The sequence below is a fragment of the Streptomyces sp. NPDC006012 genome (assembly GCF_042871185.1).
Taxonomy (GTDB): domain Bacteria; phylum Actinomycetota; class Actinomycetes; order Streptomycetales; family Streptomycetaceae; genus Streptomyces.
This window is the reverse complement of record NZ_JBIAIE010000013.1, coordinates 1-13,948: the sequence shown is the minus strand read 5'-3', so window position 1 is coordinate 13,948 and position 13,948 is coordinate 1. Positions and strand designations below refer to the sequence as shown.

Genomic DNA, 13,948 nt, shown 5'->3' with positions numbered 1-13,948 from the left:
CGTACCGCTGCGGCGACCGGCACGGAGCCGGTGGCCGGGGACGCAGTCGTTCAGGCACGGCGTGCGGCCCACACGGTGCGTGCGGTGCGTACGGCCAGATCGTCCCGGCGCAGGATGCTGCCGGGGCCGTCGGTGTCGAGGAGTCGGTCCAGCGCGGCCAGATCCTCGGCCGGGAGCGTGTCGGCGACGGTGGAGCGCATCCGCGAAAGACTTCTGAGGGCGTAGCGGCCCACCGCCGCGGAACGGGCCTGGTCGACGGCGACGGCGACCGTGCGTTCGGCTTCGAGCGAGAAGCCGGCGGCGGTCAGCCGGGGGCCCCAGTCCGCACCGCGGTGCGGAACGTGCTCGGCGTGGTGGCGCTCGCTCGCGGCGTGGCAGCGCTCCTCCAGGCCGGGCCGGTCCGCCGGCGCGTCGCCGGGCAGGAACCGGGGGAACCCGGCCAGTTCGACGATCGCGCACAGCCCGCCGGGCACGAGCAGGTCGTGGAGCTGCCGCAGGGTGCGGTCCGGGTCGGCCATGTGGTGCAGGGAGGCCGACGCCCACACCAGGTCGGGCGTGCCGAGGTCCGGCCAGGGCGCGTCCAGATCGGCCTGGACGGTGCGCACGCGATCGGCCACGCCCGTCGTGCACGCTTTCTCCCGCAGGCGGTGCAGGTGAGCGGCCGAGGAGTCGACGGCGGTCACGTGGGCCTCGGGGAAGCGTGCGAGCAGGGCGAAGGTGCCCGTGCCGGTCCCGCAGCCGAGGTCCACCAACTGCGCGGGGGCGGACCCGACGGGCAGCCAGGCGACGACGGAGGCGTGGTGCTCGGCCAGCACCTCCGCGTCCAGGTCGAGTATCTCCGCCTGGCCGTCGCCGTGGTCCGTGGGCTCGTGGTACGGGCCGGGCCGGCGGGCAGGGTGCACGCCCTGGGCGTGCTCGGTGTGCGTCATGGATGCACCGTAAGAAGGTCATGCGCCTGGTGCGGGGTGTCTTGCGCATACGGCAAGAGGATCGGGGTGCGAGCGGCCGGACACGCAATTCCAGCGACGCGGGCGGGCTCCGGTCACCGTGGCGGGCGCTGCTTTGCGGCGGCGCCCTCGTCGGCCCGGTGCCCGCGGCGGGCGTCGCGGTCGAAGATGCCGAGGATCTCGCACGGACCGCCGTCGGCGCCGATGGCGTGCGGCAGCATGGTGGGGAACTCGGCGGCCTGGTCGGTCTCCACGCGGAAGCGGCGGTTGCCCAGCAGCAGGAGGGCGGTGCCGGAGAGGACCACGAGCCATTCACGGCCCGGATGGGCGCGCAGACGCGACGGGTTGTCCGGCGGCGGGTCCGTCAGGCGCTGACGTACGACGGTCATGCCCGGATCCGCCCGCACCGGCCAGCGCAGCTGCCCGCGGGCCGCGTCGATCATCGGATGGGAGACCACGTCGTCGGTGGCCGTCTCGACCAGCTGATCGAGCGAGGTGTCCAGGGCGCGGGCGAGGGTGACGAGCTGGTCCAGGGCCAGCCGGCGTCGGCCGTTCTCGATCCGGCTGAGCGAGGACTGGCTGAGCTTCGCGCGGCCGGCCAGTTCTTCCAGGGACCAGCCCTGCGCCAGCCGCAGGGCGCGGATCCGTTTGCGTACGAGGCTGTCCAGCTCGCCGTCTTCTTGCGTCATGGGCATCAACCTATGCTCCGATCGCAAGCAGTGCCTACCGCCGTCGTACCGCGCCCCGTGATCGGGACGCGCTCACCCGACGCCGAGGACGGCAGCGTCCGGCCTCGCCCCGCGCCGTCGCCTCCGGCCTCGCCCCGCGCCGGCCGAGCACATCGGGGCCCGCGCGACCCTGGCGGCCGGGATCCTCCTCGCCGGTGCGGGTGTGGCGCCCTGACGGCGACGCACCGCCGCGAAGGCATCGCCGACACCCGCGAAACCGCCCACGGCGCCGGCCCGCACCCACCCTCGCTGATCCGCGCCGCACCCCAGCCCCGCGTCGACGGACGGCAACGGCCGTGCGAGCCGGGGCCGCCGTCCCGGCCGCGATCCCCGAACAGACGGACCGACCATGGAGATATGTGCCGTCCGGTCCTCAACTTCGCCCGGCGGTGGCCCCGTTGTTGGCTCCGTTGTCCCGTCCCCGTCAAGTACGTGTGGCTGGATGGCCTTCGTACACGCCCTGTTGGCCCCCAGCATCTCAGGAGTCGTCATCATGCGCGTTCCCCGGCGTACCGGCACTCTCCTCGTCTCGGCCCTGCTCGCCGGCACCGTCATGGTCCCGCTGGCACCAGCCGCCCTCGCGGCGCCCGCCACGGTGCCGTCCGCCACGCGTGCCCTGGCACCCTCGGCGATCCCCTTCACCGCGGCTCAGGCCCACCGCTCCGCGACCGGTGTCCACACCCTGACCTGGGCCTCACCCGCCGGTCAGGTCGTCGTCACCGCTTCCACCGACCCGAACGCCACCACCGGCACCGAGGTCGGCCACGGCGCCGGCACCGGAAGCCTCACCGTCCCCGCGGGGACGCTGGCGTCCGAAGCGCGCTGGTACTTCCGCCTCACCCCCGACGCCGGTGCCCCGCTGACGGTCGCGGAGCGCTCCCTCGGCCTCGCCGACGCCGACAACGCCCGGGACGCGGGCGGTTACCGCACCACCGACCGCCACTGGGTCCGCATGGGCGCGGTGTACCGCTCGAACAAGCTCAGCGGACTGACGGCGGCGGAGCAGCAGGTGCTGCTCGACCAGAACGTCACCCGCGACGTCGACCTGCGCAACAGCAGCGAGCGCAGCGACGCCCCGGACCGCATCCCCGCCGGTGTCGCCTACCAGGTCGCCGACGTGGTCTCGCTCAGCCACGGTCTGAGGTTCCACAAGGATGCGGCGGCCACGCTCGCGGCCGCCCTCGCCGCGGGCCTGTTCAACGGCTCCGACAACCTGGGCCAGTCCATCGGCTACCCGTTCATGGTGAACTTCGTCGGCGCGGACCACGCGTTCCACGACACCCTGACCGCCATCGCCGCGAACCCGGGCGCGACGCTCTACCACTGCACCGCGGGCAAGGACCGCACCGGCTGGGCCACGGCCGTGCTGCTCACCCTGCTCGGCGTACCGCGGGCGACCGTCGAGGCGGACTTCCTGGCCAGCAACACCTACACCGGGGACCCGGGCGCGGTGGAACTGTCCTGGCTGCGCGCGGCCTTCGCCGAGGTCGACTACATCTACGGAGACTTCGACACCTACCTGCACCAGGGCCTGATGCTGGACGACGCCACCATCGGTGCCCTCCGGGCGAAGCTGCTCGTCTGACGCCCGACCGGGGCCGACCGATCGGCAGGGCGGCGCCATGGCCCTGCCGATCGGCCGGGCACACCCGCAGGGCGCGTTGCCGGCCTCACCGGGCAGTACACCCAGCAGCCCATGCGGACCAGGGCGCTCACGGGACGGACGGGCCGGTGATCCGTTGTCCGTTCGCGTCGTACGGCCAGACGTTGGGGACGCAGCCGTGCATGCCCTTGATCTGCTGCATCATCGCGGGGGCCGGCCTGTCCTTGCCCGGGCAGGTGACATGGCCGTGGCCGAGGAAGTGTCCCACCTCGTGGTTGATGATGAGTGCCCGGTAGGCGGTGACGTCGTCCGCGTAGACGGGGGTCGCCAGTTCCCAGCGTTCGAGGTTGACCATGACGGTCTGGGAGACGGTGCAATTGACCTCGCCGCCGGTGTCGAGTCCGTACCGTCCGCAGATGTCGTCGACGGTGCCGGCGGTGGCGATCTTGACGGCGAAGTCGGCGGTGCCGCCGGAGACCCGTTGGAACCCTGAGTGCCCGTCGGCCGTCCAGCCGCGCGGATCGCTCAGGATGCGCTCCACCTCATGGGCGGCGCCCGCGGGGGAGACCGGGATGCCGTCCTCCACCTCGACCCGGTAGCGCAGCACGGAGCCCGTGCCCGTGCGCGCGCTCGTGCCGGGCGCCGTGACGAACGTTCCCGGGCCTGTGGCGGGAAGGCCGGGCGGGGAAGGGGAGGCGGACGCACGCGGTGTGGCCGGAGTGCTCGACTTCGCCGTGGTGGCCGGGGCCGGCTCGGACGGTTCGGGGGAACGCTGCGCCTGCGGGGTGGTCTTGGCCCGTACAGGGGCGTCGGTCCGTGCCGTGGACCGTCCAGCGTCGGACGACTTCCAGGCCACCACCGCGCAGCCGGCGGCCGCGAGCACGGCCACCGCCATCAGACCACCGATCATCCGCCGCTTACCGCTCCTCCTCCCGCGGTGCCGCCTCCCGCTCCGCGTCGCGGTGTGCCCGGATTCCCTCGGGCGGCGACGGGAAGGCGGCGGATCTCCTTGGTACGCGGTCACGATGGTTCACGGTCGGACAGCCATGTGATCGAGATCGGCCCGTGTGATAACGAATCGATAATGCTCGCTCTCGGCCTGCAGGTATGATCAACCGGTAACAGTTTTCCGCCCGAGTGGGCGGCCTTTGGATACTGAGTCCATGCCACGTGTACTGCTGATCGAAGATGACCGCGCCGTCCGCGAGGGTGTCACCCTGGGGCTGCGCCGGCAGAGCCATGACGTCCTCGCCGCCGCTACCGGTGAGGAGGGGATGGACCGGCTGCGGTCCTTCCGGCCGGACATCGTGGTCCTCGATCTGATGCTGCCCGGAATGCCGGGTCTTGAGGTGTGCCGTGGCATTCGGGCCTTCGACCAGACCCTGCCGATCATCATGGCGACCGCGCGGGGTGACGAGGTGGACATCGTCGTCGGTCTGGAGGCGGGCGCGGACGACTACGTCGTCAAGCCGGTGCCGGCCCGGGTGCTCGACGCCCGTATCCGTGCGGTCCTGCGCCGGACCGCCGGGACGGCTGCCGGCACCGCCCTGCCGAAGATCGACAGCTATGGGGACCTGACCGTCGACCGGACCGGCCTGACCGTCACGCTGAACGGCGGGCCGGTCGCCCTCGCCCCCTCCGAGCGACGGCTCCTGCTCACCCTGTCCGCCTCACCCGGCCAGGTCTTCAGCCGGCAGCAACTGCTGGAGGCGGTCTGGGAGCACGATTACCACGGCGACGCCCGCCTCGTGGACGCCTGCGTCAAACGGTTGCGCACCAAGCTGGACGAGCCGCCTCGCGCACCCCGCTACATCCACACCGTCCGCGGATTCGGCTACCGCTTCGCCGCCCGGTGAGGGCCCGCCTGCTGCGCGGCCTGCGCGCACGGATGGTGGTGGCCTTCGGGCTCGTCGCCACCGTCGCCGCGGCCGCGACCGGTGCGCTGACCTTCAGGGAGGCGCGCACCGGCGTGCTCCAGCAGAGCCAGGACGCGGTGATCAGGCAACTGCGCACCCAGGTCGGCCAGCTGGCCGGCGGGCTCTCCTACCCTCCGGGCCAGGAGACGTTGCGGCGGTTGGCGTCCGACCTCGCGGACACCGAAGCGCAGGGGCACTGGCGGGTGCTGGTCGTGTTCCGGGAGATGAGTGCCTCTTCCGTCGCCGGTGACCCCTTCACCGAGGTGACGCCGGCCGTGCGGGCGGCCGTTGGAGCCAGCCGGGCCACCGTCTTCCAGCGGGTGCGCAGGGACGGGCACACCTCGCTGGTCGTCGGCATGCCGGTCGTCTTCTCCGCCCCGGGCGCGGAGCGGGTGCTCTCCGGGGTCCAGGTGTTTCTCGTCGTCCCGCAGACCGTCGAGCAGGCGTACGTCGACGCCCTGGTCACCGCCGTCGAACGCGCCATGGTGGTGGCACTCGCCCTCGCCGTGGTGCTCGCCCTGCTGGCAGCCCGCGGGGTACTGCTGCCGGTGCGGGCGCTGCGGCACGCCACCCGCAGTATCGCCGAGGGCCGTCTGGACACCCGGCTCGCGGTCAACGGCTCCGACGAACTCGCCGACCTGTCGGACACGTTCAACGAGACGGCCGCCGCGCTGGAGACGTCGGTGGCGGAGCTGCGGGACATGGAGGCCAGGGCCCGGCGTTTCGCCGCGGACGTCTCGCACGAACTGCGCACCCCGCTGGCCGCCATGTCCGCGGTCACGGACGTCCTGGACGAGGACGCCGCCCGGCTGGATCCGGACACCGCCACCGCGGTACGGCTGATCAGCGCGGAGACCGTGAAACTGGCCCGCCTCGTGGACGACTTGATGGAGATGTCCCGCTTCGACGCGGACGCGGCGGTCCTGCACCTGGACGAGATAGACCTCGCCGAGTCCATCCGGCGAACGCTCGCCTCCCGCGGCTGGTCCGGCACGGTGGAGACCCGCCTGCCGGCGCCCGGCACGGTGCGCGCACATGTCGACCCGCGCCGTCTTGACGTGGTCGTCGCCAATCTGGTCGGCAACGCCCTGCGGCACGGGGCCCGTCCCGTGCGGGTGGGCCTGCACGCGCGCGGTGCCGGCGGGACCGGGGGCCTGGTGGTCATCGAGGTGCGGGACAGCGGGCCAGGCATCCCCGGCGACGTGCTGCCGCATGTCTTCGAGCGGTTCTACAAGTCGGACACCGCCAGAGCCCGTTCCGAGGGCAGCGGGCTCGGCCTTTCGATCACTGCCGAGAACGTCCGGATGCACGGCGGCACGGTCCGCGCGGCGAACCATCCGGCGGGAGGCGCCCTGTTCACCGTGGAACTCCCGCTGCGGCGGCACGACCTGCCCGAGGAGGACCGGTCATGAAGGCCACCCACCGGGTTGCGCTGCTGATCGCGTCGGCGATGCTCGCGCTCTCCGCCTGCGGGATCCCCGAGACCGGGGTGGTGCAGGCCGGCGGCCCGGCGAGCGGGATCCCCCCGAAGACACCGGTCTACTTCATCCGGGGCGGGGCGCTCGTCGCGGCGTTCCTCCCCACCGACCGGCCCGGCGACGCCGAGGCGGCCCTGGGACTCCTCGCCGCCGGGCCGTCCCCGGTCGGCGCCTCCGGACCTCTCTCCAGCGACGTACCGTCCGCCGCGTCCGCCGCGGCGCGCAGGGCGACCGCGGTACCGAAGCAGGCCGCGCGGGGCGTCCCGACCGTGTCGGTGCGGGGCGACGCGCTCTCGATCCGGCTGCCGTCCGGCTTCGGCAAACTGTCCCGCCTCGGAACGGAACAACTGATCTGCACGGCCGCCGCCGCACACCGCATCGGCCAGCCGGCCGGTGACCAGGTCGCCGTGACGGTGACGGTGTCCGGCGACGGCGGATGGCACGCCGAGGGGACGGACGAGGGCTGCCCCGACGCGTGAGCGCGGATCCCGACCGCTGCGGCACGCGCGTGCCTTCGTACCCTCCCGCCCGCGGCGTCCTGCCCGGGACACCTCGACCTCGCCCGGGCCCGAGTCGTGCCCCGGGCCCAAGTCCGTGCCCCGGACCCGACCCTGAGATGTCCCCCATCTTCCCCTGAGAGGTGTCAGGATTCTTTGACAGGTGAAATCTGCTCCTGTCAGCCTCTTCCCGCAGGTACGACGGAAAGGGGCGCCGATGCCCGAGGGCCCGTCTCCGGCGCCGACGGGGGACGAGTTGGTGAGGGTGCTCTCCGCGCTCGGCAATCCGCACCGGATGCGGATCGTCGCGGCGCTCGTGGAGCGCCGCAACTACGTGAGTGCGCTGGCCCGTGAGATCGGGATGAGCCGCCCGCTGCTGCACATGCACCTCCAGCGACTGGAGGCGGCGGGCCTGGTCGTCGGCACGCTCGAACTCGCGCAGGACGGCAAGGCGATGAAGTACTTCGACATCATGCCCTTCCGGTACGAGCTGACCCCCGCCGTCATCGCGCAAGCGGCCACGACGCTCACCGTGCGCGAGAACGAGGCCGGGAAAGAGGAAGCGAAGTGAATGGGGAACTGGTGACACTCGCCGACGGCTCGGACATGGCCGGGGTCGTGGGCGCCGCCGGGGTCTTCACCCTGATGATCGTGATCGTCTGGCAGTTCGCCGCGACCTGGCGGTCCCGGATGCTCGCCGCACGCGAGGAGCAGTACAAGGTGCTCGCGGCGAGATACGCCTAACTCCTTGAGGACACCGTGGAGTTGCAGCGCCGATCGGTCGACGAACAGCGGCAGACCCTGGACGAGCTGACGCAGACCCGCCTGGCGGTCCGCTCGATGGAGAAGATGATGCGCGAGATCGAATGAGCCTTGGCGTGCAAGGCGTACGGCCGGGAGCGGCAACTCCCGGCCGTACCGCGGTTCCAACGCCTTCCTGCCCCGCGACGCCGAGTCCGCGCGGGTCAACACGGAACTGGAGAAGTTCCGTACGGATACGATCATGCCGGCGGTCGTCGTCCGCACCGGCAAGGACGCCCGCACCACGGCGGTGGACGACCGGGCCGCACTCGCGCGCTTCGTCCCCTCCGGCCGGCAGGTCTCAAAGCCGATACCCTCCGACGACGGCCGGGCCGCGATGACGGTCGTCCCGCTGGACAGCGAGGACGACATCACCGACAAGGTCGACGAACTACGCAAGGTGGCCGGCGCGAACGCGCCACCCGGTGTGCAGACCGAGGTCGGCGGGCCCGCCGGTTCCCTCGTCGACTCGGTGGCGGTCTTCGACGGCCTCGACACCACCCTGCTGTTCTCGACCGGCTTGGTCGTGGCCGTCCTGCTGCTGCTCACGTACCGCAGTCCCGCCCTGTGGCTGCTGCCCCTGCTGTCAGTGGGCTTCGCGGCCGTCCTCACCCAGGCGAGCACGTACCTGCTGGCCCGGTACGCCGGACTGCCGGTCGACCCGCAGAGTGCGGGCGTGCCGATGGTGCTCGTCTTCGGGGTCGGCACGGACTACGCCCTCCTGCTCATCGCCCGCTACGGCGAGGAACTGCACCGTCACGAGGACCGGCACGAGGCGATGCGGATCGCGCTGCGCCGCTCGGGCCCGGCGGTCACCGCCTCCGCCGCCATCGCCGTGGGCCTGTCCTGCCTGGCCTTCGCCGACATCAACTCCTCCCGTTCACTGGGACTCGTGGGAGCGGTCGGCGTCTGCTGCGCCTTCCTCGCGATGGCCACCGTGCTGCCCGCACTGCTCGTCGTCGCGGGCCGCTGGGTGTTCTGGCCGTTCGTACCGCGACACGGCACCCCGCCGCGGCCGGCGCGTACGATCTGGTCCCGTATCGGTGCCGTGGTTGGTCGCTCGGCGTCCCCGCTGGTCGTGGCTCGTGCCGGTCGCCGTCACCGGCCTACTCGCGCTGAGCACGGCGGGCATCGACATGGGCCTGACGCAGGCGGAGACGTTCCAGGACAAGCCGGAATCGGTGGTGGCGCAGGAACGGATCTCGGCGCACTATCCGTCGGGCGCCTCGGACCCGGCGGACGTCGTGACCCGCACCGACCAAGCGGCCGAGGTCAGGGCAGCCGCCGCGGCGGTGGACGGCGTGGCCCGCGTCGAGGACGGCGACCGCACACCGGACGGCAGACTCACCACCCTGTCCGTGGTGTTGCAGGACGCCCCGGACAGCCGGGCCGCCGAGGACACGGTCGAGGATCTGCGGGACGCCGTCCACCGGGCCGGCGGCTCGGACACCCTGGTCGGAGGCACCACGGCCGAGAAGCTGGACACCCAGCGGGCCGCCGACCGCGACCTGCGGACCGTCGTCCCGATCGTGCTCCTGGTCGTCCTCGGCGTCCTGATCGCCCTCCTGCGCGCCCTTGTCGCCCCGCTGCTGCTCCTGGCCACGGTGGTGCTGTCGTACGTCGCGGCCCTCGGCGCCTCCGACCTGGTCTTCGAACACGTCCTGGGTTTCGCGGGCGTCGACTGGTCGATCCCGCTGATGGGGTTCGTGTTCCTGGTGGCGCTCGGCATCGACTACAACATCTTCCTCATGCACCGCGTGAAGGAGGAGGCCACGCGCCTGGGCCACACCCGCGGTGTCCTGGAAGAACTGACCAGCACCGGAGGCGTCATCACCTCCGCGGGCATCGTCCTGGCCGCCACTTTCGCGATCTTCGCGGGCCTGCCCCTGGTGACGATGGCCCAGATGGGGGTTCTCGTCGGACTCGGCGTCCTCCTGGACACCTTCCTGGTCCGTACGGTCCTGGTCCCCGCCCTGGCCCTGGACCTCGGCCGCTGGTTCTGGTGGCCGGGCGACCTCTTCGGCCGCCCGACCCCGCCCTACGGAGACGACTCCGCGAGCACGGCCACCGCGGCCCGGGGCCGTGCCCACGAGGTGGCCTCGTGCTGTGACCGGGATGGTTCACCGTGATCGGAAGGCGGCTCGCGGGACGAGCGCACGCGAAACGGCTGGTATTACTGGGGCATGCAGGAAGAGATTGCACGCTCCGCGATCGACACGTTCATCTCCGCGTTCAACGCCTCGGACGACAGCTATGTGACTGCCCTGCTCTCCCAGGCTCTGACCTCAGACGTGGTTTTCTGGGGGCCGTTGGGTCGCAGCGAAGGAATCGCGGCGGTCGAGCGGTTCGTGCTGGACATCCGGCGCCACCCGGCGGGGACCGGCACGATGGTGCGCTGCTCGGCGGTGGACATGCCTGACGAGTGGGCCCGGTACCAGTGGGTCTTTACCACGCCGGATGGAGGTCCCCGCCTGGCGGGAACGGACGTCGTTCATCTGCGGCGGAGCCTCATCGACCAGGTCATCGTCTTTGCGGGGGAGATCGAACCGTCCGCCTCCTGAGTCATCCTTCTGTCGCTGTCCTTCTCCTGAACTTGCCCCCTTCGGCGCTCGGGGGCTGCGGTTCGCGGTTGGTCAGGCTGCGGTGTTGAGGGGCGTCCGCCCCAGCGGATGCCCTTCTCGCTGCGGACGCGGGCGCGTTCCTTGCGTTGGGCGGGTGAGTACGTCGGGGTGGCGGGCGTTGGTATTGCGCCAGCGCAGGTAGCGGTGCAGTGCCTGGGTTTGCGCGGGGCGGCTGCGGTGGAAGCGGTCCAGCACCTGCTCGATCCGGTCGAGCTTGGCGTCGCGATCAGGGTCGGGCGACTCCTTCCAGGTCTTGGTGCGCTGGAAGGTGATGCCGCGGCGCCGGAGCAGCCACCGTAAGGCTTCACGGCCGATGCGGATCGTGCTGCCCCTGCGCATGATCTGCTGCAGCTTCTGCCCCTCCTGGTCGGTGCACGCCCGGGGACACGCACGGAAGGCCGCGCCCGCCCGGACACCTCAGGGTGGCTCAGCCACCGTGGACCGGGGAGCGGCCAGGCCGGCCGTGTGCGCGCCCTCGGGCGCGAGGCTCCCCGGCCCGCCGGCTCAGTCGCGGATCTCGACGTGCGCGAGGAGATCGCCCCGGCCGCTCTCCCTGAGGTGGGGGACACCAAGACCCGCCAGGCGCATGGTCTGGCCGTCCCGGAGGCCCCGAGGGATGCGGATGGTGTGGCTGCCGTCCAGCGTCCGGATGGGGAGAGTGCCGCCCTTCGTCGCCAGGGCGCGCGGCACGGTCAGGGTGCGGTGCAGGTCGTCGTGCGTCCGCCGGAAGACCGGATGCCGGCGTTCCTGGAGTTCGAGATAGAGGTGCGCCGCCTCACCGCCGCCGGCCCCGGCCTCTCCTTCACCGGCCAACTGGATCCTGGTGCCGTGGTCGACGCCCGCCGGAATCTTGACGGTGAGTGTCCGGCGGGAGCGGACCCGCCCGTCTCCGGCGCATTCCGGGCAGGGGTGGGGAAGGAGCGTGCCGTACCCGTCGCACGTGCGGCAGGGCCGCGTTGCGCCGGTTCCGCCTCGGGAGCCGCGCCAGGACGTCCCGGCGGTGCCGCGTCCGTCGCAGGCGTCGCACGTCCGGGGATGGGTTCCCGGCGCCGTACCCGGACCCGAACAGGTCGGACACACGATCGCGGTGTCCACCACGATGTCCTTCTGCGTGCCGAACGCGGTCTCGGACAGGTCGAGTTCGAGACGGATCAGGGCGTCCTGGCCGCGGTAGGCACGCGTGCGTGGGTAGTGCTGCTCCGATTCCGTCTCCGTAGCCGTTCCCGGGCCTGTCCCGGTTCCCCACTCGGCCTCGGTTTCCGGATCCGGGTAGGCCCAGGGATCGGCGGTGGCCTCCGGCTCCGGAGCCGTCTGCTGTTCACTGCTTTGGGGCTGTGCGCGTCCGAAGTCCGGCTCCTGGAAGAACGCGTCCATGGCGTCCTCGAACGCCTGGTTCTCCTGCGCCGTCCGGTTCTCCTGCGCGGCGACCGTCCTGGCGACGGTCACCTGGTACTCCAGGTCCGCCCACATCCGCGGCCGCTGTCTCGCCCCGGAGCGGTGCAGGTACTCGTACACGTAGTCGTACAACTCGGTGACCGTGATCCGGCCGTCCCGGTTCAGATCGGCCGCGCCCGTACGCAGCCCCTCGATCAGCGCGCCCGTGAAACGTGAGGGCTGCGGCACCTTCGACTCGACGCGCTCGCCCTCCCAGGCGTACTCGGTCCGGCTGGTCGCGGTCAGAACGGCGATGCCGTGTCCGCCGAGTTCGTCGCGTACGTGGATCCGGTCGTCGCCCTTCGCGCCGGGCAGGAAGGCTCCGCTGTAACAGCAGTCGAGGAGGACGATGATCGTACGGGCCCGGCAGCGATCCATGCGGTCACGCAGGAAGGCGGCCGGGATCGCGGTGGAGGCGGGCAGGTCGCGGTCCGTGTCGCGGGTGGCGAAGTACAGCCGGCCGTCGTCGTCCTTGATGCCGTGGCAGGACACGTGCAGCAGGAGCAGGTCGTCGCGGCTGCGGTCCCGGAAGAAGCGCTCCAGCGCGCGCATCGCCTCGTGCGCCCGGGCATCCCTCAACTGCTCGGTGTGGAAGCCGCCGATGCGGGGGTCGTCGAGCACGCCGGCGAGGCCCGCGCAGTCCTGGCCGGGGGAGCGCAGGGTACTGAGCGCGCGGTCTTCGTACGTCCCGGTCGCGATGAGGAGGGCGTCCCTGCGGCCCGGGCCGAAGGGGAGACGGGTCATGGCGCTACTCCTGAACGGCGGGCGGTCCTGCGGTACCTGCCGAAGTTCCCGCCGCGGCGTCGGATCCGGCCGGGTTCCCGTCGTCCGCTCCCCGCGTCCGAAGCTCCGTCACGAAGGCATCGAGCAGTTGTTGCTGCTGCTCCGCCGAGGCGTGACCCAGCTCAAGGGTGCGGCCGTCGACGTCGACCTTGACGGTGCGCACGGGGCGGTTCTGCATCCAGGTCTCCACCAGGCGCAGCGCGGGCCGCAGAACGGTCGGGGCGAGACTGACGACGAGGGCGCCGACCGCGATGAGTTCACCCGGCTTGGCGCCCTCCGGCACCGCTCCGCCGGAACGCGCCATCCGTACGTCGGTCACGTCCAGTTCGAGCAACTGTCGCCGCAACATCGCGGTGAGCTGGTCCAGTTCGTCCTGATCCACGTCGGCCGCACCGGACACCGCGAGACGTATCGTGCCGGTACCGCCGGTACCGCCGCCTGTCGCCATGTATTCCCCCTGTTCAACAGCGGCTTCCAGTGTAGAGGCGAACGCCGGTGCAGAAGGGGGCAGTTGGCACGGATCAGTGTGCCGGTGCCTCGGTGACCGCGGCCTCCTCGATGCTCCGCTCGATCTCCCCGGGCCGGGACGCGGTGGCCCTGGCCCAGTAGTGGACGGCCGGGGAGAAGGCCGCGACCACCAGGATGTCCCACCACAGGCCCAGGTTGCCCTGGCCGCCGAAGCCGCCCTGCCAGGAGACCAGGCCCATGCCCGCCAAGCAGGGCGCCAGCCACTGGGCGGCCTGCCAGCCCATGCGCGGTGCGTCCGGCCGGCCCCTGCTCCTGGCGTACCAGGCATGGCCGCCCGGCAGGACGCAGCCGGGGCCCCGGCCCGGCCGGGGTGGGCGTGGGCGCAGGACGCCGAGGCCGGGGTGGGGGAGGACAAGGCGGGGCGGGCCGTCCTGGTGACCCTGCGCGGCGTACGTCCGGCAGGAGCAGCCACACCCTGTTCGAGGCGGGCGCGGAAATGATCTGATGGCAGCGGATACCGAGTGTCCCTCCAGGCGACGCCCGGCCAGGTGCCGAACTGCCGGCCGGGCGGGGGGGGGGGGCCCCCCCGCCCGCCCGGGGGGGGCCCCCCCCCCCCCACCCCACCAACAAAAAAAAAAAAAACCCACACCGGCCCCGCGGCCGCCGCCAAAC

Annotated in this window: 12 protein-coding genes and 3 pseudogenes; 8 read left to right on the top strand and 7 right to left on the bottom strand. The window is 72.1% G+C overall.

From position 1 onward, the window contains the following. Nucleotides 1-50: 50 nt before the first annotated feature. The gene (locus ACFYPJ_RS22255; protein WP_389019761.1) at nt 51-929 is read right to left on the bottom strand and encodes a class I SAM-dependent methyltransferase; all 879 of its coding nucleotides are present in this window, start codon (nt 927-929) and stop codon (nt 51-53) included. Between the two features lie 113 nt (nt 930-1,042). Next, nucleotides 1,043-1,636, bottom strand: a complete 594-nt coding sequence (locus ACFYPJ_RS22250) for a helix-turn-helix domain-containing protein (protein WP_389019758.1) — start codon at nt 1,634-1,636, stop codon at nt 1,043-1,045. A gap of 532 nt (nt 1,637-2,168) precedes the next feature. Between ACFYPJ_RS22250 and ACFYPJ_RS22245 the strand changes: the two genes are divergently transcribed. Beyond that, nucleotides 2,169-3,260 carry a tyrosine-protein phosphatase gene (locus ACFYPJ_RS22245; protein WP_389019755.1) on the top strand — a complete coding sequence of 364 codons (1,092 nt, stop codon included), beginning with the start codon at nt 2,169-2,171 and terminating at the stop codon, nt 3,258-3,260. A 127-nt stretch (nt 3,261-3,387) separates the two neighbouring features. Here ACFYPJ_RS22245 and ACFYPJ_RS22240 read toward each other — a convergent pair whose 3' ends face one another. Further along, nucleotides 3,388-4,188: a DUF3152 domain-containing protein gene (locus ACFYPJ_RS22240; RefSeq protein ID WP_389019752.1), complete on the bottom strand. Its 801-nt coding sequence runs from the start codon at nt 4,186-4,188 to the stop codon at nt 3,388-3,390. 253 nt (nt 4,189-4,441) lie between these two features. Here ACFYPJ_RS22240 and ACFYPJ_RS22235 point away from each other — a divergent pair, with 253 nt between their 5' ends. The 7 genes and pseudogenes from ACFYPJ_RS22235 to ACFYPJ_RS22205 all read left to right on the top strand — a co-directional run bounded on the left by ACFYPJ_RS22235 (nt 4,442) and on the right by ACFYPJ_RS22205 (nt 10,531). Beyond that, nucleotides 4,442-5,134 (top strand): response regulator, encoded by a 693-nt coding sequence (locus ACFYPJ_RS22235; protein WP_389019749.1) that lies wholly within the window; start codon nt 4,442-4,444, stop codon nt 5,132-5,134. 32 nt (nt 5,135-5,166) lie between these two features. Continuing rightward, on the top strand, nt 5,167-6,606 hold the full coding sequence (locus ACFYPJ_RS22230; RefSeq protein ID WP_389020207.1) for an ATP-binding protein: 1,440 nt from the start codon (nt 5,167-5,169) through the stop codon (nt 6,604-6,606). After that, a complete protein-coding gene (locus ACFYPJ_RS22225; RefSeq protein WP_389019747.1) occupies nt 6,603-7,151 on the top strand; it encodes a hypothetical protein in 549 nt (182 codons plus the stop codon). Before ACFYPJ_RS22230 ends, ACFYPJ_RS22225 begins: the two co-directional genes overlap by 4 nt. A gap of 235 nt (nt 7,152-7,386) precedes the next feature. Continuing rightward, the gene (locus ACFYPJ_RS22220) at nt 7,387-7,740 is read left to right on the top strand and encodes an ArsR/SmtB family transcription factor (protein ID WP_389019744.1); all 354 of its coding nucleotides are present in this window, start codon (nt 7,387-7,389) and stop codon (nt 7,738-7,740) included. Further along, nucleotides 7,737-8,039, top strand: a pseudogene (locus tag ACFYPJ_RS22215) (hypothetical protein). The gene ACFYPJ_RS22220 and the pseudogene ACFYPJ_RS22215 overlap by 4 nt, the downstream one beginning before the upstream one ends. A gap of 55 nt (nt 8,040-8,094) precedes the next feature. After that, nucleotides 8,095-10,099, top strand: a pseudogene (locus tag ACFYPJ_RS22210) (MMPL family transporter); the annotation flags it as partial. Nucleotides 10,100-10,153: 54 nt separating this feature from the next. Continuing rightward, on the top strand, nt 10,154-10,531 hold the full coding sequence (locus ACFYPJ_RS22205; protein ID WP_030825962.1) for a hypothetical protein: 378 nt from the start codon (nt 10,154-10,156) through the stop codon (nt 10,529-10,531). Nucleotides 10,532-10,614: 83 nt separating this feature from the next. Here ACFYPJ_RS22205 and ACFYPJ_RS22200 read toward each other — a convergent pair. The 4 genes and pseudogenes from ACFYPJ_RS22200 to ACFYPJ_RS22185 all read right to left on the bottom strand — a co-directional run. Continuing rightward, a pseudogene (locus tag ACFYPJ_RS22200) lies at nt 10,615-10,948 on the bottom strand (hypothetical protein); the annotation flags it as partial. Between the two features lie 147 nt (nt 10,949-11,095). Continuing rightward, complete coding sequence (locus ACFYPJ_RS22195; protein ID WP_389019741.1) at nt 11,096-12,769, bottom strand: DnaJ C-terminal domain-containing protein; 1,674 nt, start codon at nt 12,767-12,769, stop codon at nt 11,096-11,098. A 4-nt stretch (nt 12,770-12,773) separates the two neighbouring features. Next, on the bottom strand, nt 12,774-13,256 hold the full coding sequence (locus tag ACFYPJ_RS22190) for a hypothetical protein (RefSeq protein ID WP_389019738.1): 483 nt from the start codon (nt 13,254-13,256) through the stop codon (nt 12,774-12,776). Between the two features lie 73 nt (nt 13,257-13,329). Further along, nucleotides 13,330-13,560: a hypothetical protein gene (locus ACFYPJ_RS22185; protein WP_389019736.1), complete on the bottom strand. Its 231-nt coding sequence runs from the start codon at nt 13,558-13,560 to the stop codon at nt 13,330-13,332. Nucleotides 13,561-13,948: the final 388 nt, after the last annotated feature.

Excerpts from the sequence above, each read along its gene's own strand:
- ACFYPJ_RS22185 (WP_389019736.1), bottom strand. The coding sequence starts at position 13,560 with ATGGGCTGGCAGGCCGCCCAGTGGCTGGCGCCCTGCTTGGCGGGCATG.
- ACFYPJ_RS22205 (WP_030825962.1), top strand. The coding sequence starts at position 10,154 with ATGCAGGAAGAGATTGCACGCTCCGCGATCGACACGTTCATCTCCGCG.
- ACFYPJ_RS22195 (WP_389019741.1), bottom strand. The coding sequence starts at position 12,769 with ATGACCCGTCTCCCCTTCGGCCCGGGCCGCAGGGACGCCCTCCTCATC.
- ACFYPJ_RS22255 (WP_389019761.1), bottom strand. The coding sequence starts at position 929 with ATGACGCACACCGAGCACGCCCAGGGCGTGCACCCTGCCCGCCGGCCC.
- ACFYPJ_RS22230 (WP_389020207.1), top strand. The coding sequence starts at position 5,167 with ATGGTGGTGGCCTTCGGGCTCGTCGCCACCGTCGCCGCGGCCGCGACC.
- ACFYPJ_RS22235 (WP_389019749.1), top strand. The coding sequence starts at position 4,442 with ATGCCACGTGTACTGCTGATCGAAGATGACCGCGCCGTCCGCGAGGGT.
- ACFYPJ_RS22250 (WP_389019758.1), bottom strand. The coding sequence starts at position 1,636 with ATGACGCAAGAAGACGGCGAGCTGGACAGCCTCGTACGCAAACGGATC.
- ACFYPJ_RS22240 (WP_389019752.1), bottom strand. The coding sequence starts at position 4,188 with ATGATCGGTGGTCTGATGGCGGTGGCCGTGCTCGCGGCCGCCGGCTGC.
- ACFYPJ_RS22245 (WP_389019755.1), top strand. The coding sequence starts at position 2,169 with ATGCGCGTTCCCCGGCGTACCGGCACTCTCCTCGTCTCGGCCCTGCTC.
- ACFYPJ_RS22225 (WP_389019747.1), top strand. The coding sequence starts at position 6,603 with ATGAAGGCCACCCACCGGGTTGCGCTGCTGATCGCGTCGGCGATGCTC.
- ACFYPJ_RS22220 (WP_389019744.1), top strand. The coding sequence starts at position 7,387 with ATGCCCGAGGGCCCGTCTCCGGCGCCGACGGGGGACGAGTTGGTGAGG.
- ACFYPJ_RS22190 (WP_389019738.1), bottom strand. The coding sequence starts at position 13,256 with ATGGCGACAGGCGGCGGTACCGGCGGTACCGGCACGATACGTCTCGCG.